This is a genomic window from Chengkuizengella axinellae, assembly GCF_030730905.1.
GTDB lineage: Bacteria > Bacillota > Bacilli > Paenibacillales > KCTC-33759 > Chengkuizengella > Chengkuizengella axinellae.
Genome location: NZ_JAVAMP010000010.1, coordinates 80,483 through 102,746, shown reverse-complemented (window position 1 = coordinate 102,746; position 22,264 = coordinate 80,483). Strand labels below are relative to the sequence as shown.

The 22,264-nt window shown below is 35.5% G+C and carries 23 protein-coding genes; 1 reads left to right on the top strand and 22 read right to left on the bottom strand.

Annotated elements, in window-relative coordinates; translation table 11 throughout:
• Positions 1 to 31 precede the first annotated feature (31 nt).
• The 10 genes from Q5Y73_RS17450 to Q5Y73_RS17405 all read right to left on the bottom strand — a co-directional run bounded on the left by Q5Y73_RS17450 (position 32) and on the right by Q5Y73_RS17405 (position 7,614).
• On the bottom strand, positions 32 to 1,408 hold the full coding sequence (locus tag Q5Y73_RS17450; RefSeq protein ID WP_305993193.1) for a flagellin N-terminal helical domain-containing protein: 1,377 nt from the start codon (positions 1,406 to 1,408) through the stop codon (positions 32 to 34).
• A gap of 200 nt (positions 1,409 to 1,608) precedes the next feature.
• Positions 1,609 to 1,839 carry a carbon storage regulator CsrA gene (csrA, locus tag Q5Y73_RS17445; RefSeq protein ID WP_305993192.1) on the bottom strand — a complete coding sequence of 77 codons (231 nt, stop codon included), beginning with the start codon at positions 1,837 to 1,839 and terminating at the stop codon, positions 1,609 to 1,611.
• A gap of 1 nt (position 1,840) precedes the next feature.
• A complete protein-coding gene (gene fliW, locus Q5Y73_RS17440; RefSeq protein WP_305993191.1) occupies positions 1,841 to 2,287 on the bottom strand; it encodes a flagellar assembly protein FliW in 447 nt (148 codons plus the stop codon).
• A 133-nt stretch (positions 2,288 to 2,420) separates the two neighbouring features.
• Positions 2,421 to 2,993: a DUF6470 family protein gene (locus Q5Y73_RS17435; RefSeq protein WP_305993190.1), complete on the bottom strand. Its 573-nt coding sequence runs from the start codon at positions 2,991 to 2,993 to the stop codon at positions 2,421 to 2,423.
• 17 nt (positions 2,994 to 3,010) lie between these two features.
• Positions 3,011 to 3,916 carry a flagellar hook-associated protein FlgL gene (gene flgL / locus Q5Y73_RS17430; RefSeq protein ID WP_305993189.1) on the bottom strand — a complete coding sequence of 302 codons (906 nt, stop codon included), beginning with the start codon at positions 3,914 to 3,916 and terminating at the stop codon, positions 3,011 to 3,013.
• Between the two features lie 24 nt (positions 3,917 to 3,940).
• Positions 3,941 to 5,509, bottom strand: a complete 1,569-nt coding sequence (flgK, locus tag Q5Y73_RS17425; RefSeq protein WP_305993188.1) for a flagellar hook-associated protein FlgK — start codon at positions 5,507 to 5,509, stop codon at positions 3,941 to 3,943.
• Between the two features lie 38 nt (positions 5,510 to 5,547).
• Positions 5,548 to 6,048 (bottom strand): flagellar protein FlgN, encoded by a 501-nt coding sequence (locus Q5Y73_RS17420; RefSeq protein ID WP_305993187.1) that lies wholly within the window; start codon positions 6,046 to 6,048, stop codon positions 5,548 to 5,550.
• Positions 6,049 to 6,069: 21 nt separating this feature from the next.
• Positions 6,070 to 6,333 (bottom strand): flagellar biosynthesis anti-sigma factor FlgM, encoded by a 264-nt coding sequence (gene flgM, locus Q5Y73_RS17415; protein WP_305993186.1) that lies wholly within the window; start codon positions 6,331 to 6,333, stop codon positions 6,070 to 6,072.
• A gap of 97 nt (positions 6,334 to 6,430) precedes the next feature.
• The gene (locus Q5Y73_RS17410) at positions 6,431 to 6,847 is read right to left on the bottom strand and encodes a flagellar protein (RefSeq protein WP_305993185.1); all 417 of its coding nucleotides are present in this window, start codon (positions 6,845 to 6,847) and stop codon (positions 6,431 to 6,433) included.
• A gap of 158 nt (positions 6,848 to 7,005) precedes the next feature.
• Complete coding sequence (locus Q5Y73_RS17405) at positions 7,006 to 7,614, bottom strand: TetR/AcrR family transcriptional regulator (protein WP_305993184.1); 609 nt, start codon at positions 7,612 to 7,614, stop codon at positions 7,006 to 7,008.
• A gap of 203 nt (positions 7,615 to 7,817) precedes the next feature.
• On the opposite strand from Q5Y73_RS17405, the gene Q5Y73_RS17400 reads away from it, so the two are divergent.
• A complete protein-coding gene (locus Q5Y73_RS17400) occupies positions 7,818 to 8,579 on the top strand; it encodes a glucose 1-dehydrogenase (protein WP_305993183.1) in 762 nt (253 codons plus the stop codon).
• Between the two features lie 99 nt (positions 8,580 to 8,678).
• Here the strand turns inward: Q5Y73_RS17400 and nagZ are convergent, their stop codons facing one another.
• The 12 genes from nagZ to Q5Y73_RS17340 all read right to left on the bottom strand — a co-directional run bounded on the left by nagZ (position 8,679) and on the right by Q5Y73_RS17340 (position 22,242).
• Positions 8,679 to 9,959, bottom strand: coding sequence for a beta-N-acetylhexosaminidase (nagZ, locus tag Q5Y73_RS17395; RefSeq protein WP_305993182.1), 1,281 nt, complete (start codon positions 9,957 to 9,959; stop codon positions 8,679 to 8,681).
• A 34-nt stretch (positions 9,960 to 9,993) separates the two neighbouring features.
• Positions 9,994 to 10,494, bottom strand: a complete 501-nt coding sequence (locus Q5Y73_RS17390; RefSeq protein ID WP_305993181.1) for a GNAT family N-acetyltransferase — start codon at positions 10,492 to 10,494, stop codon at positions 9,994 to 9,996.
• A gap of 24 nt (positions 10,495 to 10,518) precedes the next feature.
• A complete protein-coding gene (locus Q5Y73_RS17385) occupies positions 10,519 to 11,250 on the bottom strand; it encodes a DUF4184 family protein (protein ID WP_305993180.1) in 732 nt (243 codons plus the stop codon).
• Positions 11,251 to 11,337: 87 nt separating this feature from the next.
• Complete coding sequence (locus Q5Y73_RS17380) at positions 11,338 to 12,087, bottom strand: ComFC family protein (RefSeq protein WP_305993179.1); 750 nt, start codon at positions 12,085 to 12,087, stop codon at positions 11,338 to 11,340.
• Positions 12,084 to 13,994, bottom strand: coding sequence for an ATP-dependent helicase ComFA (locus Q5Y73_RS17375; protein WP_305993248.1), 1,911 nt, complete (start codon positions 13,992 to 13,994; stop codon positions 12,084 to 12,086). The genes Q5Y73_RS17380 and Q5Y73_RS17375 overlap by 4 nt, the downstream gene beginning before the upstream one ends.
• A gap of 230 nt (positions 13,995 to 14,224) precedes the next feature.
• Complete coding sequence (locus tag Q5Y73_RS17370) at positions 14,225 to 14,629, bottom strand: hypothetical protein (RefSeq protein ID WP_305993178.1); 405 nt, start codon at positions 14,627 to 14,629, stop codon at positions 14,225 to 14,227.
• Positions 14,630 to 14,753: 124 nt separating this feature from the next.
• Positions 14,754 to 15,476: a response regulator transcription factor gene (locus Q5Y73_RS17365; RefSeq protein WP_305993177.1), complete on the bottom strand. Its 723-nt coding sequence runs from the start codon at positions 15,474 to 15,476 to the stop codon at positions 14,754 to 14,756.
• Positions 15,477 to 15,485: 9 nt separating this feature from the next.
• A complete protein-coding gene (locus Q5Y73_RS17360; RefSeq protein WP_371320230.1) occupies positions 15,486 to 16,643 on the bottom strand; it encodes a sensor histidine kinase in 1,158 nt (385 codons plus the stop codon).
• A 190-nt stretch (positions 16,644 to 16,833) separates the two neighbouring features.
• Positions 16,834 to 19,494: a stalk domain-containing protein gene (locus Q5Y73_RS17355; RefSeq protein WP_305993176.1), complete on the bottom strand. Its 2,661-nt coding sequence runs from the start codon at positions 19,492 to 19,494 to the stop codon at positions 16,834 to 16,836.
• 281 nt (positions 19,495 to 19,775) lie between these two features.
• Positions 19,776 to 20,984 carry a methionine adenosyltransferase gene (gene metK / locus Q5Y73_RS17350; protein ID WP_305993175.1) on the bottom strand — a complete coding sequence of 403 codons (1,209 nt, stop codon included), beginning with the start codon at positions 20,982 to 20,984 and terminating at the stop codon, positions 19,776 to 19,778.
• A 200-nt stretch (positions 20,985 to 21,184) separates the two neighbouring features.
• Positions 21,185 to 21,451 carry an alpha/beta-type small acid-soluble spore protein gene (locus Q5Y73_RS17345; RefSeq protein ID WP_371320229.1) on the bottom strand — a complete coding sequence of 89 codons (267 nt, stop codon included), beginning with the start codon at positions 21,449 to 21,451 and terminating at the stop codon, positions 21,185 to 21,187.
• A gap of 197 nt (positions 21,452 to 21,648) precedes the next feature.
• Positions 21,649 to 22,242 carry a GNAT family N-acetyltransferase gene (locus Q5Y73_RS17340; protein WP_305993174.1) on the bottom strand — a complete coding sequence of 198 codons (594 nt, stop codon included), beginning with the start codon at positions 22,240 to 22,242 and terminating at the stop codon, positions 21,649 to 21,651.
• Positions 22,243 to 22,264: the final 22 nt, after the last annotated feature.

Genomic DNA, 22,264 nt, shown 5'->3' with positions numbered 1-22,264 from the left:
AGGTCTTCTACATTGTTAAAATTATTTATAATTAACCTAAAAGTTGAAGTACACCTTGAGGTAATTGGTTCGCTTGTGCCAACATCGCTGTTGCTGCCTGTCCTAAAATGTTGTCTTTTGTATAAGACATCATTTCTTTTGCCATATCTACGTCTCGAATACGAGATTCTGCAGCTGTTAAGTTTTCAGATGCAGCGCCCAAGTTATTAATAGTATGGTCTAAACGGTTTTGATATGAACCTAATTTAGATCTTTCTCCAGAAACAGACTTTATAGCATTATCAATAGACTCGATTGCTGAGTTTGCCCCAGATTGACTATTTAAGTCAAGAGAATTGACGCCTAAATCTGCTGATGACATACTATTAATTGTAATCGTCATTGTTTGGTCTTTATTCGCACCAATTTGAGTTTTAATATCATTTTTATCAACAATAATATCACCCAAACTAGTACTTGTATTTGTGTTATTTTCTGATATGTCAACTTGTAAACCTATAGAGTCTCCATCAGTACTTGTAAGAGTTAGCCCAGTACCTGTTGTTGTGTCGCCACCAATTGAACCTGCTATATCTAGACCTGTATCAGTATTATTAGCACCAGCACCGGTTGTTAGTCCTAATCCCAAAGCTGTAGCATTTCCTGTTACAGTAATTGTTTCTGATCCATATTCATCAGCTGTTAAAACCGTTCCTCCATTAGTTACACCAACAGATGCGGTTATTCCTAAATCTGATTCGTTAACTGCTGCGATAAAGTTGGCTTGAGCTTCAGCATCTGTTGTTCCACTATCAAAAGAGATTATTTCTCCATTAATTTCTACAGCAAGTGCACCAGTATTTCCTATACTACCAAGAGCACCTTCATCACCTAAGGATGCTTGTGTAGCCATTTGCGTAACTGATACACTGTACATGCCTTCCTGAATATTATCATTTGTTGAGACCGCGCCAGATACATCACCAATATTTTCAGTTACTTTAGTACCTGAATCCCCATTTAACAAACCCTTAGTATTAAATTGAGTTGATTCTGAAATTCTATCAATTTCTTCTGTCAATTGGTCAATTTCTTTTTGAATCTCTGCTCTATCATCATCCGTATTTGTATCATTAGCAGATTGTACTGCTAGTTCACGCATACGTTGTAAAATAGATTGAGTTTCTTCCAATGCACCTTCAGCAGTTTGAATTAAAGAAATTCCATCTTGAGCATTACGAGAAGCTTGTTCCAAACCTCTAATTTGTCCACGCATTTTCTCTGAAATCGCAAGACCTGCTGCATCGTCAGAAGCACTGTTAATACGAAGACCAGAAGATAATTTCTCCATAGATTTTGAAGCGCTTGAATTTGCATTACTTAATTGGTTGTAAGTGTTTAAAGCTGTAATATTATGATTAATAATCATAAGTAATTTCCTCCTTGAAATATGTAATATTTTTCCCACATCCATGTGGTGGCTGTTTTACAGGTCGGCCGCCCAAAAAAACAGCTTATAATATATATCGAACAGTAGACCTAAAAACTTTAGTCCTATTTTCAATTTTTTTGGAGGAAATTTAAATATTTTTGTAAATGGTGTCGATTTATGTACTTAAATCATTCAAATTATTGTTTTTTCTGAAATAAATTCTTTAATATTGTTGGATCTATTGTTATACTTGCCGCTTCTTGATTAGATTGTTTAATAGACTCATACAATTCCATTCTATATACCTGTATTTCTTTAGGGGCTGAAATTCCAACCTTCACTGTTTCTCCTTCAGCTTCGATAATCGTTAATTCAATTTCATCACCGATCATTATGGATTGCCCTGTTTTCCTTGTCAGTACTAACATATTATCCACCCTCCACTTCTTCAGTCTGAGGAACAAATTTATGTTTTGTTGTGTAATCCGTATTATGAAGCACGATTTGCTTCCCTAGTTTTGTTCTTATATTAAACACAAGAGGGGCAATTAAATTACAAGTGGCATCTTCTAAATTTTCTTGAATCGTAGCTAATGACCAGATGGCTACTTCAGAAGGTTCTTTAATCTCCAGTTCATCTTGAACATCTTGAGAAAGCTCTACATTGTAATCTTTAAAAAACTGAAATGGATTTAAAATAATAAAGTTAATGTTTTGATCCTCTATAGACTGCATATAAGTTAAAGGAATCTCTTGATCTAATTGAATCAGTGCATATTCCTTTACATCATCAAATCCCAATAACCCTTGTGTAAGTTTTATGATTTTACTTTCATCTATATCGATCTCTCCGAAATGTTTTGTCTTTATTTTCATTAAAAAACTCACTCCTATATTATCCTCATCTTACCCTCATTATATCAAAACCTATATCATTAGAGACTGAAATACTGATTATAAAATAAAAAAACTATAGGAAATATCTTAATCCTACAGTCTAATAAAATCATTAAATTTGCATATCTATTTGTGGAGACTGCACATCAAGAGCGTTTTTCTGCAATAGATATACATCCGTTTTACCAAACGTAAAATTGATTTCAAATGGAATCTGTTGAGATTGTACATCCACAGTTCCTTGTTGTGAATCTATTTTTGGTGTATTAGGTGTCACCTTTACATCTACATTTAACGTAGATGCAGGCCCTGTTTTATAAATAGGAACTTCAGCAAATGCGTGCTGTTTTGCATTTTCAGCGATTGGATTTCCTCCAAGATGAATGGCTGCAAGTCTGTCCCCATCCTGCACTCTTCTTTTTATCCCTTCAAGTGAAATCTGCTTCCCTTGTTGATAAATGTTTTGCATGTATGGCAAATGATCACCTATCGCTAACGCATCCCATGCTCTATCTTGATTTATTCTCATTTCTGCTTTACCACTTGAAGTAACAAGTACTTTTGGATTTTTTGCATCCATTTCAAATGTAGCTTTAGGCATTTTCATCTCTGCTTTACCTTGCGTAATGTCCAAGCCAATTTGAGCATATTGCTGAAAAATTTGAATTCGTGGAATGGAGACCATGTGAACCTACCACCTTTTTATCTTAGAAAATCTACCAAACTAACAGAAATCATATTTGCTCCTACAGAAAGCGCCGCTTGATATACATATTCACTCTCTGTCATTTTTGTCACGACCTGTGCTAAATCCGCATCCTCTGTTTTGGAAAGCAACGTCTGTAAATTGATATCATTGTCTTCTAGTCTTGATTTGGTTAGTTCAACTCTATTGGTTCTAGCACCTACTTCTGCACGAAGCACTAATAATTTATCTATTCTGGAGTCAAGTGTTCCTAAACTATTAGTAAGTCCTTCAAAATCTTCATTTTCAAGCTGTGTAATGATGTCTTGGATCACTTTAAAAGCATTATCCTCTTCTGTTGTTCCGTCCGGATTTAATCCTCCAAATACTTCTTCACCTGTGACGTTTACAGCAATCGTTGATCCTTCCCCTATTTCAAACAAAATCTGACCTGAATCTGTTGTTTCCATCTTTGCATTGTCTTCAGTATAAGGTTTCATATTTGTTTGTTGACCATTAAAGACATACTTTCCGTTAAATTCACTGTTCCCGATTGTGACTAATTGACCATAAAGTTCTTCCATTTCTTCTTTAATGGAATCAAGTGCTGAATCATCATTTGTTCCATTTGATGCTTGTACCGTAAGTTCACGTACACGATCCATAACTTCATTTGCTTGATCTAATATAGAGTCAGAATAATCCAACCAAGAAAGCGCAGAGTTTACATTATCTGTGTACTGCTCATTTGCAGATAAATCCGCACGATAACGTAAAGCATAGGTTACACCAACTGGATCATCTGAAGGTTTATTTATTTTTTTCGTAGAAGATAACTGCTCTTGGTAATTCGTCATTCTCTCTAAGTTTTTATTTAAATTACTAAGTAATTGTGTATTCATCATTCCAGAGGTGACTCTCATATTTAGTTAGTCTCCTTTAATCCGTTATAGTCCTACTCGTCCAGTTCCGTTAATTAATTTATTTAACAATTCATCAATGGTTGTTAACATCCGTGCAGAGGCGTTATAAGCTTGCTCAAATTTGAGCATATCCGCTAATTCTTCATCTAACGATACTCCGCTGACAGATAAGCGATTTATTTCAACTTGTTGTACAAGCACTTCCTGATTGTCTACTTGTCGACTTGCTTCTTGGGATTGAACACCAAGCTGTCCGATCATGGAACGGAAAAATTCATCAAAGGTACCATTGGATAAAACAGGATCTCCTGCTGCACCAGAGTCGTAGCTTAGATCTTCATTTCTTATTCCTGCAATCAATAGTGAGATATCATTATTTCCGAAAACGACATCCCCATTTTCGTCCACTCTTGAAGAAGCAGCAATTAACGATGGATTCGCTTCGATGTCTGGATTTAAAGTAATGCTGCTTGCATCCCATTCTGTTGCTCCGTCTTTTAGAGTGAAAAACGGTATACCAGATTGAGTAGGGTCTTCAAGTGAATAACCTAATGCGTGCAAACCATTCAATCCTTGTACTGTGACTTCAGTATCTGCATCTAGTGTTCTTTCCTCTACAGTACCTGTATAAGTCACTCCATTTAATGTAGTCCCTTCTGGAATAACAGCTCCTTCTGGAAGTGTAATTTGTATATCCCCTTCTACTAAAGCTTTTACCATGGCATCTAATTGAAAGGAATAGTCCGCTACATATTCATCTCTAGAATACACCATGCCATATATCTCACCACTGTTCAGGTGTCCTGATGAAATACTGCTCTCTATGGACGATTCGTCAAATGTAAATTCCTTATTAATTCCATTCACAAGGCTGACACTTCCCATTGTGATGGAATAACCACTATCTTTTTCTTCAACATCGATATTCACTATTTTTGAAAGTTCATCAACTAACACATCTCTTTGATCACGTAAATCGTTCGCATTGTTACCTAATCCTTCAATTCTAAAAATCTCATTGTTTAAGCTAGCAATTTGAGTCAGCATATTGTCTGCTTCTGTGGCTTTTACATTAATATTCTCTGTTAGGTCGCTTGCAAAATCAGATAATTGTTTATCTAATTGGTTCAATGTATCGGTTAAAGCCAATGCATTTTCTTTCAACGCTGCACGTGCAGTTATATTCTCTGGGTCTCCGCTAAGATCCTGCCATGCATTCCAAAACTTCTCAATCACTTGAGTAATTCCAGTTTCCGAAGGTTCATTAAATATCGCTTCTAGTTTTTGCAATGTGTCTTCTTTAATTGACCATTCTCCAAAATACTTTTGCTCGTTTCGATACTGGTCATCTAAAAAGCTATCCCTTATTCGATTGATAGAATCATATTCTACCCCTTGTCCAATCTGACCTGGGTTTGTACTATTCATTAATCCTGGTGCTTCTAAAGGTTTAGAGGCTACAAGATTAACAGACTGCCTAGTATAACCAACCGTATTTGCATTTGCTATATTATGTCCAATCGTATTCATTACTATTTGCTGTGCAGTTAATGAACGCTTGGCAATTTCAATTCCTCCAAATGTAGATCCCATGATCAATTCTCCTTTGTTAGCTAATCCGATATTTGAATTTATCCTTTTACATCAAAAATACCTTTACGTGAACCTTGCTGCTGACTTGTTAATGGATTTTGATATGTTGCATGATCATTCGATGTGCCTAAAGCAGCTTCCATTGTGACATTAATATAAGATAACGATTGCTCTATTAATTTCTGATTTAATTGATTGATATGTTTCATTTCATCCATCGTTTTTAGCAGCTTGCCCTGAGCCGTAATTAAGGCTTTCTTTTCCTCAGGGTCTATGATAAATCTTGATAATTCTGTTATGGTGATGTTTGGATTTGGTTGTACCCCTTTTTGTCTTGCAAAATTGATCACAGCTTGTACTCGTTTTGAATCTATATCTGAAATTTGTTTAATTAACATGGACTCTTGATTCATCATTTCCTTTAGTTCTTCGATATTGTTGTCTATAATCACTTGTTTCTTCTGTTTGCCAAGTTCTAATAAGTTAAAGTGAAGCTGATCTAATACTTCTAAATGTTGTACAATGTCATCAACTGACATACTCCCTCACCTTTTTCATTCTTATTTTTTGAAATACGGTAATAATTTCTCAGCGATTTTGCCTGCATCTACATGATACGTCCCATTCGATACACTTTCTTTCAAACTTTCAATTTTCTCTTCCCGTCCAGTTGGTTTTGTATTCAGCAATTCCTTAGCTTCAGGTGAAATTTGCACTTCATCCCTTTGCATTGATTTTTTGCTTGTTTTCTTTTCCTGGTGGATATCCTGCTGTTGGCGGTAGTTTTGAATCGCATTCACTGGATTGATTTTATTAATTTTCATATGAATCACCTCGCAAATCTTTACATACAAATAAGCCGATAATCATTTACTATTATTATCGGCAACAATACTGAGAAACTTTATAGTATTAGAAATATTATATTTTCTTATTATTCTGATTTCTTCTATGGAGATAGGCGTTCAATTCCTCTTCCTCTACCTCAGAAGTTCGACTTGTTACATCTAAAACATCTTTGGTAATTCTTAAACTGCAGCTCTCACATATTTTCCCAATCTTTATTAATTCCCCACATGTATCACAAGGATATCCTAAGTTTGGTAAATCACCAACTAATATACGTCCTTCATGAATAAATTGTGTAATGTTCCGCACAGACACATCTGTTGCTTCACTTAATTCATATATTGTACATCCTCGATTATCTTTTAAATATTCTGCACACTTTTCATATTGCTGGTTCATATCTTCTACACATCTTGGACAGATGCTATTGATATTTTTCACGAAAACACGACCACATTGTATACAATTGCTTAACTGATCTAATGACATGATGAATTTTCTCCTCTTAATCCTGATAATACATTTATATCATATTATTATTTACTATCATACTAGAGAAAGATTCGTGTGTATAGCTTTAAAACCGTATTATGATTTACTTAGTATGAATATGAAATAGATGGAAAATTAATTTATTTGCAGTGAAGTTATAGATCTCTTTTACCAAAATGAGTCACCCTATTCACTTTATGTTTAATAATTAATAACAATTGTTCTGTCATATATTCAGGTGTATATTGAAAGTTATTGTTCACCCAAAATATGATCATCCCAAGTATGGATGAGGCGTAATAATGATGATATAAATCTTTGTTAATTACTTGATCTTTCGAATCCTCATCCCCTTCTAAAACAACTGAAATCTCACTAGCATAAAATTGTTTGACCACTTCAAACATACGCTCTGTAAATTCTGGGATTTTAGGGTCGCCTAACATCAAACGATAAAAATCTATATTTCGATAAATATGTTCAAATAAACCAATTTTAATAGGTGTTAATTGTTGTAGATCTATGGTTTCATTTGAATGTGCAAAAGGATTTCTCAATGAATCTAATAGTTCATTCATTGCATTCTCAATCACATCTGTTAAAAGATCATCTTTATCCATATAATGAGCGTAAAATGTTGCTCGATTAAATTCAGCAGTACGCATAATATCAGTAATCGTAATCGAATGATATAACTTATGTTCCAATAAAATCAACAAAGCTTCTCTCAATGCCTTTTTCGTTCTCTTCACACGTGGGTCCATTTTCCCTTCCCCTTATTCTCCATTTCGTAGTTTTTAACTAAAAAAAAGGATTTTTAACAACACATCCTTACCACTTGTTGTTTAGTCAACACAATCAACTATTCTAATGATTGTATTCCTTTGTCTCACTTCATATAATGACCGTAACACACAAGTGTAAGCGTTTTTATTTTAAATATATTTTACCACGAGGAGGAAATGAAATGAAATTACAAGATAAAGTGGCAATCATCACAGGAGCAGGCTCCGGTATGGGAAAAGCAATGGCGATATTATTTGCACAAGAAGGTGCTAAAGTTGTGGCAGCAGATATCAATGAAGAAGCAGTAATGGAAGTAGTAAGTCAAATTACTGAGAGCGGTGGACAGGCCGCTGCGATTAAAACAGATGTCACAAACGAAGAGGATATTGAACGCATGGTTCAATCAGCTGTTGAAACATTCGGTTCATTAGATGTCCTAGTTAATAATTCTGGTATTATGGATGATTTCAAAACGATTACGAATGTTTCTGATGAGCATTGGGATCGTGTTCTTTCTATTAACTTAACAGCACCTATGAAAATATCTCGAGCTGCAGTTGACTTCATGATGAAACAAGAACAGGGTGGTGTTATCATCAATAATGCATCTGTAGGTGGTCTTTATGGAGCACGAGGTGGTTCTGCCTATGTTGCAGCCAAACATGGACTAGTAGGATTAACTAAAAATATCGGCGCCGTTTATGCAAAAAAAGGAATTCGATGCAATGCCATTGCACCAGGTGGTGTTGACACAAATATTAATAGCCACATACAAAATCCAGATCCACTAGGTTTAGAAGCCATTGGAGGTATTCAAGGATCTATGCCTCGTTCAGCTGATCCTATGGAAATCGCCCAAGTTGCCTTATTCCTCGCTTCCAATGAATCTAGTTTTGTCAATGGGACTACCATTGTTGCTGATGCAGGTTGGTCCGCTTTCTAATATTTATTATCATTCATTTCATTCAGAAGGGAACAACAACTTCTTCTGAATGAACCCCTCCACAATGAAGACTCATTTCATGTTCAACATTGTATTCTCTCAATATAACAGTTTATCTCGAATAGCTTGATGTTCCTCTGAACCCACAACATCAAGTCCTTCCACATCCAGAATTTGATCACTAAGACCATACTTTTCTTTCAATCTCAATATTCTTTCAACACTTTCATTTAACTGCTGTTCGGTAATATCTCCTAAATTTAATGCATTCTCAATAGTTTGAATCGCTTCAACTTGTAGATCATATTGATGTGAATACAGCAATAAATCTACACCTGCTTGAATGGCATTAACGGCTGCTTCACCCGATCCGTAATGTTTTTTGATCGCTCCCATCTCCATATCGTCTGTAATGACAACACCTTCAAAATCCATTTCGTTTCGTAATAATTCAGTAATAAGTACATTAGATAAGGATGAAGGTTTTCCACTTTTATCTATGTTCGGGTATTGGATATGTGCAGCCATGACTACATCTGCACCTTCTTGTATAGCTTGTTGAAATGGTCGAAGCTCTAGTGTTTTCAACTCTTCTATTGTTTTATTGACAACAGGCAATCCCTTATGTGAATCAACAAGAGTATCACCGTGACCTGGGAAGTGTTTCACCACTGGAATGATATTCGATTTTTGCAAGCCAGACATGAATTGTAATCCATGTTTTTCTACGATCTCTGGTGTCTTGCCATAAGCACGGTCTCCAATAACTACATTATTTGGGTTGCTAAAAATATCAATAACAGGAGCAAAATCCATATTAAATCCGTGAGCTGACAATTCAGTTCCAATAGTAAAACCTATATGAGGAGTCAGGGTTGGATCATCCTTTCCACCTATAAAAAGATTCGAAGGAAATTTTGTCGCATTATCTGGCAAACGAGAAACTCTTCCCCCTTCTTCATCTACAGAGATGAATAAAGGAACTTGATTGGTTTGATTGAGTTGCTTTAAATCATTGGTTAATTGTAAAAGCTGCTCGCTTGTTTTTATATTTCTGCTAAATAAAATAATGCCTCCTACTTGATACTCTTGAATTAAGGTTTTAATTTTATGGTTTGGCTTCAATCCATCGAAACCTACTACAAAAAGCTGTCCAATTTTTTGTTTCAATGTCATATTTGCAAGCTGTTGTTTGATGGGATCTTGATTTTGTTCAACATTATCTTGTGATGATGGGTTTTGCTGCTCTGATGTTTCAGTATTTTCTACATTTGGTGCTGTAATCTCAGTTGGTGGATTTAAACTTATTTCAGTATGATTCGTTTGCTGACAAGATGATAATAAAACAATGATCAATATAAATGAAAATAGAATTCGCATATTAATGGTTACTCCTCCCTTTTCCATGAACTATTTATCGATGTATAGACCACATTTCCGCTTCTACTCCATGAAAAACGATCTGTTTTTCCAACGACATTCCATTCTTCTTGGCTACGTTTTGTGAACCAGTATTACCAAGTTTAATGAGTGATATTAATTTATTTTTCCTTAGTTGGTGTAATCCGTATTCCTTCCAAGCAATAGCTGCCTCAGAAGCAAAACCTAGACCCCAATATGGTTTGGAAATCCAATATCCAACCTCTAGTTCATGTTGTCCCTCTACTTCTTGTGGAAGGAGCCCTGCATGTCCGATAAATGCTTGATCTGACTTTCTAATCGCTAACATTAAGCTTATATGACCTTCTTCATATCTGCTCATCCATAACTTCAATCGTTCCTTTGTAAATTCCTCTGTCCAGGTTGTTCCCTTACCAATATACTTCATCACATCAGGATCAGAGGTCATTGAGGTTAAAAAGTCTAAGTCTTCCATTGTGTATTTCCTAAAAATGAGACGATCTGTTTCTATCATTTTATTTCTCCTTATCACTTTTTTTTATTCTCTATAAAACAACGATGCGATCAATATACCTAACATGGTACCAGAAATGGGCGAAACGACTAGAATGCCAATTAAATTTGTGCTGGATGTAAAAAGAAGCTTCAATATAGTGACTATCATAGCTGTTAAGATCACGATACCCCAATATTTCAATTTCTGATGCTTTCTAATGACTATTTTTCTATGTATGTTATTTTTCTTACGTAATACTTGAATGAGAATGAATGCTAGGAATATTAAACCAAATAAGGATAGAGAGTGCTGCAACCATTTATATATGGGTATTGAAAATATTGTTGTTGTTAGAAAAGGGAGCTTTAATACAAAATACCCTCCTGCATGTGTAAAAGCATCTATAAAAATATGTGAAAAAAAACCTATAATGACCGAAGTAAGAAAGACCCACCATTGACGGAAAGTATTCAATTGCCATGTGTGTAATAAATGATAAAATCTTAAATCTACATCAAACAAACTAGGTAGATGTAATGAAAGAGATCTGATCATAATCTTATGAAAAAGCAAAGCAAATAAAATGCTTAAAGGAATCGCTTGAAAAAATAATCCGAGTAGTGAGTGACCTAGGGTTTGATGTGGTTCCAAAGCTAAAAAATACTCAAAGTCAGGAGACATACTGCCTAACACAAGACCTGTTATACAAAAATATTTTGGTTTTATCCATTTTAAAGGAATTGCATATAGAGGATGTGCAAAAGTAAATGGCATATTTTATCATCCTTTTATTATTCTATCAGGGGTTAACATTTTACCCTTTTATAGGTAAGTTGTAAATACTTTTATTGGAAATTGTATTCACCTAGCCCAAGTCACTCCATACACTTTAGCAGGCAAAAAAGAAGTGATCACTCTAGCACATTCATTTAACGTACTTCCTGTTGTATACACATCATCGATGATTATAATATTCAATGGTGGTTTTTTATTTACTCGTTGCACTACCATTTTATTTAATGTAAAGGCCCCTTGTATATTAGAAAAACGTTCTGACCAAGATCCTACACTTTGCTTTTCAGTATGTTTTGTCCGATCTAGAAGAGATATCACAGGGATTTTGTATTTTCTACCCAAACCCCGTGCGAATTGTTCCGCTTGGTTAAATCCTCTTTCTTGTAATCTTTGTTCGCTTAAAGGAACATAAGTTAAATAACCTACATGATTTACTTGGATTTCCAATTTGGTTAGAAGCATTTGGTAAGCATAATCTATCATTTCGATAAATAAGTTCAACATCCTCTCATTCCCTCTATATTTGTACAACGCCAACCACTCTCGCATTGTGTCATTGTATTCGACTGCACTTCGATTGTATACAAAATAGACAGCTGATCTACGTACACAATCATAACAAACTTCAAAACGTCCACATTTAGGACAAATCGTTTTGTTAATCCACGGAATAACATCTGTACAAGTTTTACATAAACGTAAAGCTGAGTAGGTTTTTAAATTCATGCTGCAGATCACACATTTAGTTTCATTAGTGAGAAATAGCGAACGTAGGAATTGGATATGGTTTTTAATTAGAGCAGGCTCTTTCATCAATTTACACCCTCCCCAGCATTTTTCAAATATCCCTTTTTATCAGCTAACGCATTCATTTCTTTAATTTGTTTTATCGCCTCTACTTGATGTTTTGTTTTTTCTTTAGAAAAAAAATATACTTTCCCATTTGGATATTGTGCAGACCTTCCTGCTCGTCCCGCCATTTGCACCAGTGCTGCCTCATCAAATAGGTTTGAATCCGCATCCATTATATATACATCTGTATTAGGGACGGTGACTCCTCTTTCCAATATCGTTGTTGTAATCAGGATGTGAATTTCCCGTTTTCTAAAGGCTTGTACTTTCTGCTCACGTTCTTTGTCTATTGAAGAGACCCCTTGCACATTTACATGTTTAAATTTGCTGCTTAAAAATTGTACAATTGGTGATATGTATTTTATTTTTGGAAGAAAGATAAAACAAATTCCGCTTCGATTCAACGTATCTTTAATTCTGTGTATCAACACTTTTTCTTTACGCAGTCTGTTAAAATCCCCTAAAAATGACTGTTCAGATTTAAGCAAGTGAGTTAATGAAGGGAAGGATACTCTTTGTGGAACTGGCAGCGGATTCCGATGATACCGAACCGGTACTTTTACATGAGGTAATCTATCTCTTTTTATTTCTTTAATCAATTGACTAGGTGGTGTCGCTGACAAAAATAGATATCTTCCTTGTTTTTTGCAAGCTTTTTTTGCAGCATATTGCAACATCGCATTGTTATGATAAGGAAAAGCATCTAGTTCATCAATGATAACTAGATCAAACTTCTGCCAAAAACGAATCAATTGATGGGTTGTTGCTATAAACAGGTCCCCCTCTTCCCATTTTTGTGTACTTCCTCCATATAGGGTGACGACTTGTAAATGAGGAAAAGCTTTCTGTAATCGGGGTTGCAGCTCAAGCACTACATCTTTTCGTGGTGTAGCCAACATCACCTGACGACCCAACGTTATTTCATGTTCGATTAAAGGAAATATCATTTCTGTTTTGCCCGCTCCAGTAACGGCCCAAATTAAATAGCAAAGAGGTTCATCAATTCTGTTGATTTGTGTGGATTCTCTTAAAAATGTTAAGGCTGATCGAACAGCTTCAGTCTGAGGTTCACTTAAATTCCAATGGGAAAAATCGTTTACTTTATAAGAAGAATGAACCGATGGCTGAAGTGCAGTTTGAAGAGAGGCTTTTTTTATCCCTTGAATTAGTGGCGTACAATATCTGCTTTTCCCCATTGTGATACATTTTTCACAATAAATACAGTCTTGTCCACAATATAAACACTTGTTTTCATACATAGCATCCTGACCACTCCCGCAACGATTGCATATATATTCTTGTTTTTGCTGCAACAAAGATTGTTGAGCGCACACTGTTATACCGCTATTTATTTGAACTTTCCCTGTTATATATAAATATTGAGCTGCCAATGTCCACCAACTATCATTCATGTAGTCTTCACTTTGTATTACTTGAATAAATTCTGACTGTAATAATCCTCTACCTTGTATAGAATGCATCCATTTGCGTTCTATAGATGTAGTAATCTGAAAATCAATTTCACCTAGTACTTGATAAGGTTGGATCGTTTCAAAATACAGCTGTTTGTATACCTTCTCATTTAGCCGTACTTTTTTACGATGCTGATACATGAATTGAATCCACTTTAGTTGGACTTGTTTCAAATTCTGAGACATTCGCGTGTATGCATCATGATTGGAGTTAAATACTTTACAATACGTCAAAGCTGCACCGAGAGGTAATGGTGGATGGAGTAACACAATATAGGGAAGTTTCATTTTCTTAAACCAATACTGATAATCAACCTTCATATTTAAAGAAATATACCACCTCCAACCGACTTGTTCTGCAATATGATGAATTTTAGGGTGAACTGCATATAAAATCACTTTCAAATTTTTCACCTCATTAAGATTATTCTTGTACCCTTACTAAAAGCATCCACTTCCATGTCACTCTTATGATTCTGGGGTCCCCGAAAAGTACTAGGAATTTACTTCTTGGCCTTCTCTTCACTTTTTGGGGTGCAAAAAAACACCCCATCAGTTCATTACTGATCGGGTGTTCTTCACTCCGAAAATCTTTTTCATTTTATTCTCATTTTGTAGAGCGTTTTGTATTATAACAGTGGGATATTTTGCAAGCGAATATCCTTTGTCAAATCGATAACGGTTACATTCTCATCAAATATTTTTTTTCCTGTTTGGTATTCTTCAATCATTTGATAACTTTTTATCTGCAAATCCTTATGCAAAATCATTCGACTTGTTATGGCAAGCGTATCATCTGTTGATCCTTTGTCCACAACGGTTATTTTTACCTCTTTGCCATGCAGCCAAAAAAAGAAAAAGATGGAACGAAGAACCCACTCAATCAATTTTTCATTTTGATATGAAATAATAACATAATGAACTTTATGAAGTCCGATCTCTCCCTTTTTTTTAAGGTGAAAATAATGGGAAACATGAACGATTAATGCACACAAAGCATAAACTCCTATAATCGTTAGGATTCCTGAAATCATCACATGTTCTACCTCCCTTATACGCCATCATATGCCATAAGGGATTGTAGAGTTCCACATAGTTCATCGACAAAGAGGTCTGAGGGAATAAAATAAGTCAAATGTCTTAAGACAAGAATCTAATTTAAAGAGTTACCCAACCTTTTTTAATCGAATTAATTACCGCTTGTGTGCGATCCTCTACTTCTAATTTCTGCAAAATACTACTTACATGGTTTTTCACTGTTTTCTCACTAATAAATAATTGCTCACCAATTGCTTTGTTGTTTCTACCTTCTGCCATCAAACAAAGCACCTCTGCTTCACGTTTAGTAAGCGGATTTTCTAAATCATATATGTATCGAACATTTGAAGTTGTTGTAGATTGTTGCTTTTCTTGTGGTTTAGCAATCCCTGTTTCATTTAAATATGTCATTCTTCTTAAGTGATTGATTAATTTTCCAGATACCTTCGGATGGATATATGAATAACCTTTCACGACAGAATTAATCGCATGAATCAACTCATTGGATTCCATATCCTTAAGCAGGTAACCTGATGCCCCTTTTCTTAGGGTTTCAAAAACATAACTTTCATCATCATGAATAGATAAAATCACTATTTTCACAAATGGATAATGTTGCGTCACCTTTTCAGTTGTTACAACACCATTCTCTTTAGGCATATTAATGTCTAACAATAATACATCAGGTTTATTTTTCTTACAGCACTCGAGCACTTCACTGCCATCAGAGCATTCAGCTATAACTTCCAGCTGATCTTCCATTTCTAAAATTCTTTTTAACCCTTCCCTAAAAAGAGCATGATCATCCGCAATGATCACTCTTACTTTATGATCATTATTCATACTAAAATCTCACTCCTTTTCTTCATTCTCATTGACGGGCACTTTCATCGTAATTTGTGTTCCTTGATTTGATGCTGAACGGATTTCAAAATCACCTTCTAGAAGTTCAACCCGCTCACGCATACCAATAATGCCGTAATGATTACCTTCAAGAATTTTTTGGTCCATTTGATCGATTTCAAATCCTATACCATCATCCTGTAAGGAAATAGAGATCGTTTCATCTTCGAAGAAAATGCCCAACTTAATTTGAGAGGCGTTGGCATGTTTATACGTATTTGAACAAAACTCTTGAACAAATCGATAAATGGCTACTTCCATAGCTGAAGATATTCGAATTTCCTGTCCATGGACATCGATCGAGGTATTGATCGCATATTTTTCCTCAAAAACCTGTAGATACTTCCTTAATGCAGGAACAAGTCCTAAGTCATCCAATGCCATCGGTCGTAAATTAAATATGATTTTTCGAACCTCTTCAAGCCCTGTTCTCATTTGATGTTTAAAATCTACAAACTCACCCATTAATGAATCATACTTCTCTTTACTTAACATCCGTTCCACGATTTCTGTACGTAATACTAGATTCGCCATAGATTGAGCAATTCCATCATGAATTTCCCGGGAAATCCTCTTTCGTTCTTCCTCTAACGCCAAAATAATTTTCAAACCGATAAGTTGTCTGTTTTTTGCTGTTTCAAGAATTCGAGAAACTTGATTCAGATCACCTTGTAAATAATCCAGTACTACATTCATTTGAGAAACTACTGTTTCTGCACGATGTATGGTACCTTCAATATTTTTGATTCTTTGATGCAAATCATCTCTTCTGTCCTTTAAATTCTTTTCCTTTTCCCGATAAATAATTAACTCAATTTGAAAACTATTCGCTGTTTCATAGGCTTTTCGAATATCTACTTCTCCATAACGATGTAAATCTCGACTAACTTCTGAGAGTCTATTCCTAGCATCTCTGAATTTAATTTCAAAATCATCAACAATGTTTATGACTTTATCAATCTCTGACATCACTTTACTCAAATCTTGATTTAAAACTTCTAATTCAGTGCGAGCACTTTCAGAGATTTCATAAATTTGATATTTGCTATCATCCATGACTTCCATCGTTTTCGTTATGACTTTATCGATAGCATCCAAGTTTGCCACTAATATCCTACTCCCTGTCCTTTATTTCAAGTCGAAAATGTATTGTTAGTAATTCTCTATAGAGAAAAATCTTTAGTATGTATACTAGACTTCTAGAGCGAAAAGATCGCAATAGAAGTCTAATATTGTCGAAACACGCCTATATTATTATACTACCATATTTAAGCAAGAATGAAAGTAAATTCGTTTGTTATTCCATTGTAATTGTTTTTGTAGTTGGATCCCAGCCTACTTTCCAGCCAAAAAATTCTGAAACAAATCGTAATGGCACCATCGTCCGATTATTAATAATGGAAGGGGGGACATCAGAATTTACTTTAACCCCATTTAAATTAATATCTCTCTCATTAATCCACAAAGCGATTAATTGATCCTCTTTGATTAAAGTTACCTTCTTATCTGCAGCGTCCCATGCAACCTGTCCTCCTAAAGCATCTACAATGAATCGAAGAGGAACCATCGTTCTACCATCTATTAGTACAGGTGCTTGATCCAATTCAATGGAAGAATCGTCAACAGTAAGCAATTGCTCGTTTAAGATCATTTCTACTTTTGGTTTAATAATCGGTGGAATTTCACCTTTGTACATAAAAAATATATTGTCAAAAGAAATTGAACCAGTAACTTCACGTTCATCCTGTCCAACATCAGGACTTACGATATATAGTCTCTTCATTTTAATAGGATAAGTTAAATTGTATTCTGCTAGATTCACATTTAACGTTTCCCAACCTTCCCAGTTCACATTTTTTGAAATATCTATTTTTTGAGTTTCACCATTTCCATCTATTACTTCAGCCCTAACCCAGTTATAACTATTGTCTCCGAACAAGTCCAGCTTCATAAACTGAGGCTCTCCATCTATTTCAATGCCCTCGTCATCGTTAAATACAGCGTATGCAGCTTTATTCACGGTTTCTCCTTCAGAAAAATCATAATCTAACCTCAAGCTCTGATTGTCTCCTGATTCACGTTGATAGGATAAATCACCGCTCACAAAGGAAGGATAAACTGTAAAGGATACTGGCTTCTCTTCTTTATTAAAATCTTCCCATCCCTCTAACATTCCTGCAGTTAAGGTCAACATCGAGCTATAACCATCATATTTTGCAATGATTTTTCCAATCCCTTTATTTTCAAGGTTGTGAACCGTTAAAGTATCGCCATCCATCGCACCTGAAAAACCGATAAACTCCCAATCTACTAATTCAGCTGGTATCGTACGCTTCACTCCTGATTCAGTAGTCACAGAAACAGGAAGTTTATATGTTCCACCTTCAACTAACATATTAGAAGTAGAGGCATCAATACCCATCCTATCTAATTCATGTCTACCCACTACTTCGATTTCCAAGCTTTCATTTACTTGACTAGATGAAGCTGTAATTTCTAAAGCACCAGCTTGATTTGGTATAAATACATTTCCTTCAAATTGTCCAATCGGATCGGAAACCAACCAATCTATCTCCAATTCACTAACATCTAGTGGATTATAGTACTTGTCATAGGCTTTCATTGCAAAAGTAGTTTCTTCGTTTATAAATAGCGTAGTTTTCCCATCCAAAAACATCCCTTTTAATTCACCTTCAGGGGCTGTAGAATAAACTCCCACACCATTAACAACTTTCCTCTGGCTCCCGTATTCTGGGTTATTGACAAGCTCAACATCAAATTCAGCTAATGGACGTGATACAAGTGTTGTAGAACCCCCACCATCTAAATTAATGCCATTGTAAATGCCAAGTTCCAACATCAATTGCTGCAGCTCGCTTAATCTCAAACCATCACTTTCACCATAATGGTCTGCTGTAACAATGTATACATATCTCTCATCCTTGGAATACCCGATAGCCGATCTTGATCTATTACCTAAAATACTAGATACATCTCTTGAAAAATCCGCCTTTTTCCCATCTTCTATTAATACGGTATGACCACCGATTAACATTTGGAAATCATCCGCTTCTGATACTTTACCTCCATCACTTAAAGCTAAAAGATCATATTCAGTGTCAATCTCGTCACCTACTTGCATGTTTTCAGTAATATACTTGGCAGCTTTGCCGTGACCTCTCAAAATATACCCATTTTCTGGGGGAGTCATCGATAAATATTCACCTTCAGAGATTTCTTCAACAATACCATCCACAACTAAAACTTCAGTTGGAGTTGTTGCACCATCATCAGCTCTTTCATTACTGCCCCAAGCAGAAGTATAAACGTATAAAGAATCAACATGGCTGTGAGTTTGACCTGGTACAATCCATGAGTAGGTTTTGTTCACTCCTCTAAGTGGATAACTCTCCCCATTCTCAGCAGTCACGAATCCTTCAAATGCAAATTGTCCAATGACAGGCTTATTGTTCTCTGTAATTCCAAAACTAAACATGCCTACCAATTCACTTGGTGAAGAATATATTTCTCCATCTGTCACTTGAGCTCCAAGCGGGGCTCCCTCTGAACTCATTGCATAAAAATCACCGTTCACTCCAGCAACTGCATCTGAATTTTCCGCCATTTGATGTACTGAGGACCTTTCTGTAAACTGCCCATTCACACCAGTCATTACATCTAATTTTACATATGGATTATTCAAGTCCAGTTTGATCACATTAACATCCGTATTGATATATTCTCCGTCTCTTTCCATTGTAAAGGTATATTCCTGCAAAACAGCACCTGAAGTGATAACTTCCTCACTTAGCAATTTAGCGGACGCTGCTTGTACTTCTGATATATTGATTCCTGGAATAGGCGATAATAAAAGCTGTACACTTAAAAAACTGCTAACAACAATAGGAACGACTTTTTTATTAAAAAAACTACCATTTATTTTATGATTAGATTTCATCTTTTCTCTCCCAAATGTTTAATAGATTCTATTCTTCTAATTAGTTAGACTACAAAAGGTGACAAAAAGTTACGTTTTTTTTGTGAGATTTTATGAAAAGTTGAGAAACTAGCAAATATATGTAAAATGAAGCCTGTTATAGGGTTGGAACTGTGGATTTTTCAGTACGGATAATTGTGAGGGTAAACGGTTGAGTTTTCATTAAATTGTTAGGGTATAGAAAAAAGCACTGATGTTTTTTGCAAACATCAGTGCTTTTTATAAAACGTTATGTGTTTATTTTAAAGAAGTTCTTTTTTCAATTCTTCTACTTTATCTGTACGCTCCCAAGGCAAATCCACATCTGAACGTCCAAAATGTCCATAGGCTGCAGTTTGTTGATAGATTGGTCGACGTAAATCCAACATTTTGATGATTCCAGCAGGTCTTAAATCAAAGTGTTTACGTACCGCTTCAACAAGTTCTTCTTCACTCACTACTCCAGTACCAAATGTGTCTACACTGATGGACACCGGCTGTGCAACACCAATTGCATAAGCAACCTGTACTTCACACTTTGTAGCTAAACCAGCAGCAACGATATTTTTCGCAACATATCTTGCAGCATAAGCACCTGAGCGATCCACTTTTGTAGGATCTTTACCTGAAAATGCGCCTCCACCATGTCTAGCGTATCCACCATACGTGTCAACAATGATTTTACGACCTGTTAAACCAGCATCTCCCTGAGGTCCACCGACAACAAAACTTCCAGTTGGATTAATAAAATATTTGGTTTCATCGTCTAACAATTGTGCTGGAACAACAGGTTTAATCACTTGCTCCAATACATCTTTTTTAATTTGTTCTAAGCTGATATTCTCATGATGCTGTGTAGAAACAACAATAGTATCCACACGTTGTGGTTGATCATTTTCATCATATTCAATTGTAACTTGTGTTTTTCCATCAGGACGAAGGTATTCTACAATGCCCTCTTTTCTTACTTCTGTTAAACGACGAGCTAATTTATGGGATAATGAAATTGGCAATGGCATCAATTCAGGCGTTTCGTTCACTGCGAATCCGAACATCAATCCTTGATCTCCTGCTCCAATGCTTTCAATCTCACTATCACTCATTTGGCCTTCTCTAGCTTCAAGCGCAGTGTCTACTGCACGCGCAATTTCAGGGGATTGCTCATCAATAGATGACAATACCGCACAAGTTCTGTAATCCAACCCGTACCTTGCATCCACATAACCAATATTTTTAATTGTTTCTCTAACAAGACCTGGGATGTCAATGTATGTAGCGAAATCACTGCTAATTTCACCCGCAACTAATACTAATCCTGTTGTAGTAGAAACCTCACAAGCTACACGAGCATTTGGATCTTGTTTCATAAAAGCATCTAAAACGGAATCAGAAATTTGATCACATAATTTATCAGGATGTCCTTCCGTTACAGATTCTGACGTAAATAAACGACGACTTTTTTGAGTTGCCAATTCAGTTCAACCTCCTACTATAAATAACAAATTTACAAATTATTATCATATACAAAAAACGAACCTTTTCCCTGAGGAAAAGGCTGATATTATAATTAGACCTTCAAAATATTATATTACTTGAATTGATAAGGAGTGTCAAACGTGTTTTTCACTGATTTAAACGCATTTATTTGTAAAAATATAATGATAAATATAGGCTAAGAATTCAATAAAACCTGTTCAGCTTGTTGGATTAACCTTGCAGTAATAGCTCCGCCAACAGCTCCTGATTCTCTTGATGAAATATGTCCCCAATAATCCTCTTTTAACGCTTGCTTAGGGACTGTCCCTAACTCAGAAGCAAATTCACTGTAATAATCCACCGCTCCTTGCTGACCCACTGATAATCCAAGCTCTGAAGCAAACTCATACTTCCATTGATTAATCGCATGCTCGCATCCAGGCACAACTTTTTTATTAGCCATAGTTATTTTCACCTCCTAAATGGTTCGTGATTCGACATCCGACATAAACAGTATTAAAATAAAATAATCGGAATCAAAAATCATCATTATCACTAGTTCGTGATAAATGTAGTATCACCATTCAGAATTGGCTGCACACTCATAAGATGTTGTCATTTAGGGAAGATATACGGTAAACAAGTAAATTTTGATATTCTTTATGTATAAATTTTGGATAAATAGGATTTTAATTGACTACTTATTTCATCCCATTCCTCCTGTATAATACTGTAGTAAACTGCATCTCTAATAAATCCGTCAGGCAGTATTCTTTCTTTTCGCAAAACCCCTTCTTTTTTAGCTCCAATACGTTCTATGGCTTGCAAAGACCTTCTATTCCTTGCATCAGCTTTAAGCTGAACACGAACAAGTTTTAATTCTTCAAAACAATACTTAAGCAACAAATATTTACATTCTGTATTCACCCTCGTTCCCCATACTGCTGGATTTAACCACGTCCAGCCTATTTCTAAATGACGATGTCCCATCTCAATATGAGTAAATCTAGTGCTCCCTACAACTTGTTTAGTTTGAAGATCCACAATGACAAAGGGCAGTGATGATTCGTTTTCCTTATCCTTTAAAGCTTCCTTTACCAACGCTTGCATATCTTTATAATTTGAAACTTTTCTCGGCATGTAATCCCAAACCTTCTCTTCCTTACCTGCTTCATACAATGCAGAGGCATGCTCTTCTGACATTGGTATAAGTTTAACTCTTTCTCCTTTTAGTTCTATATTGTTTAGTCTCATCTATCTCTCTCCTTGCAAAGCT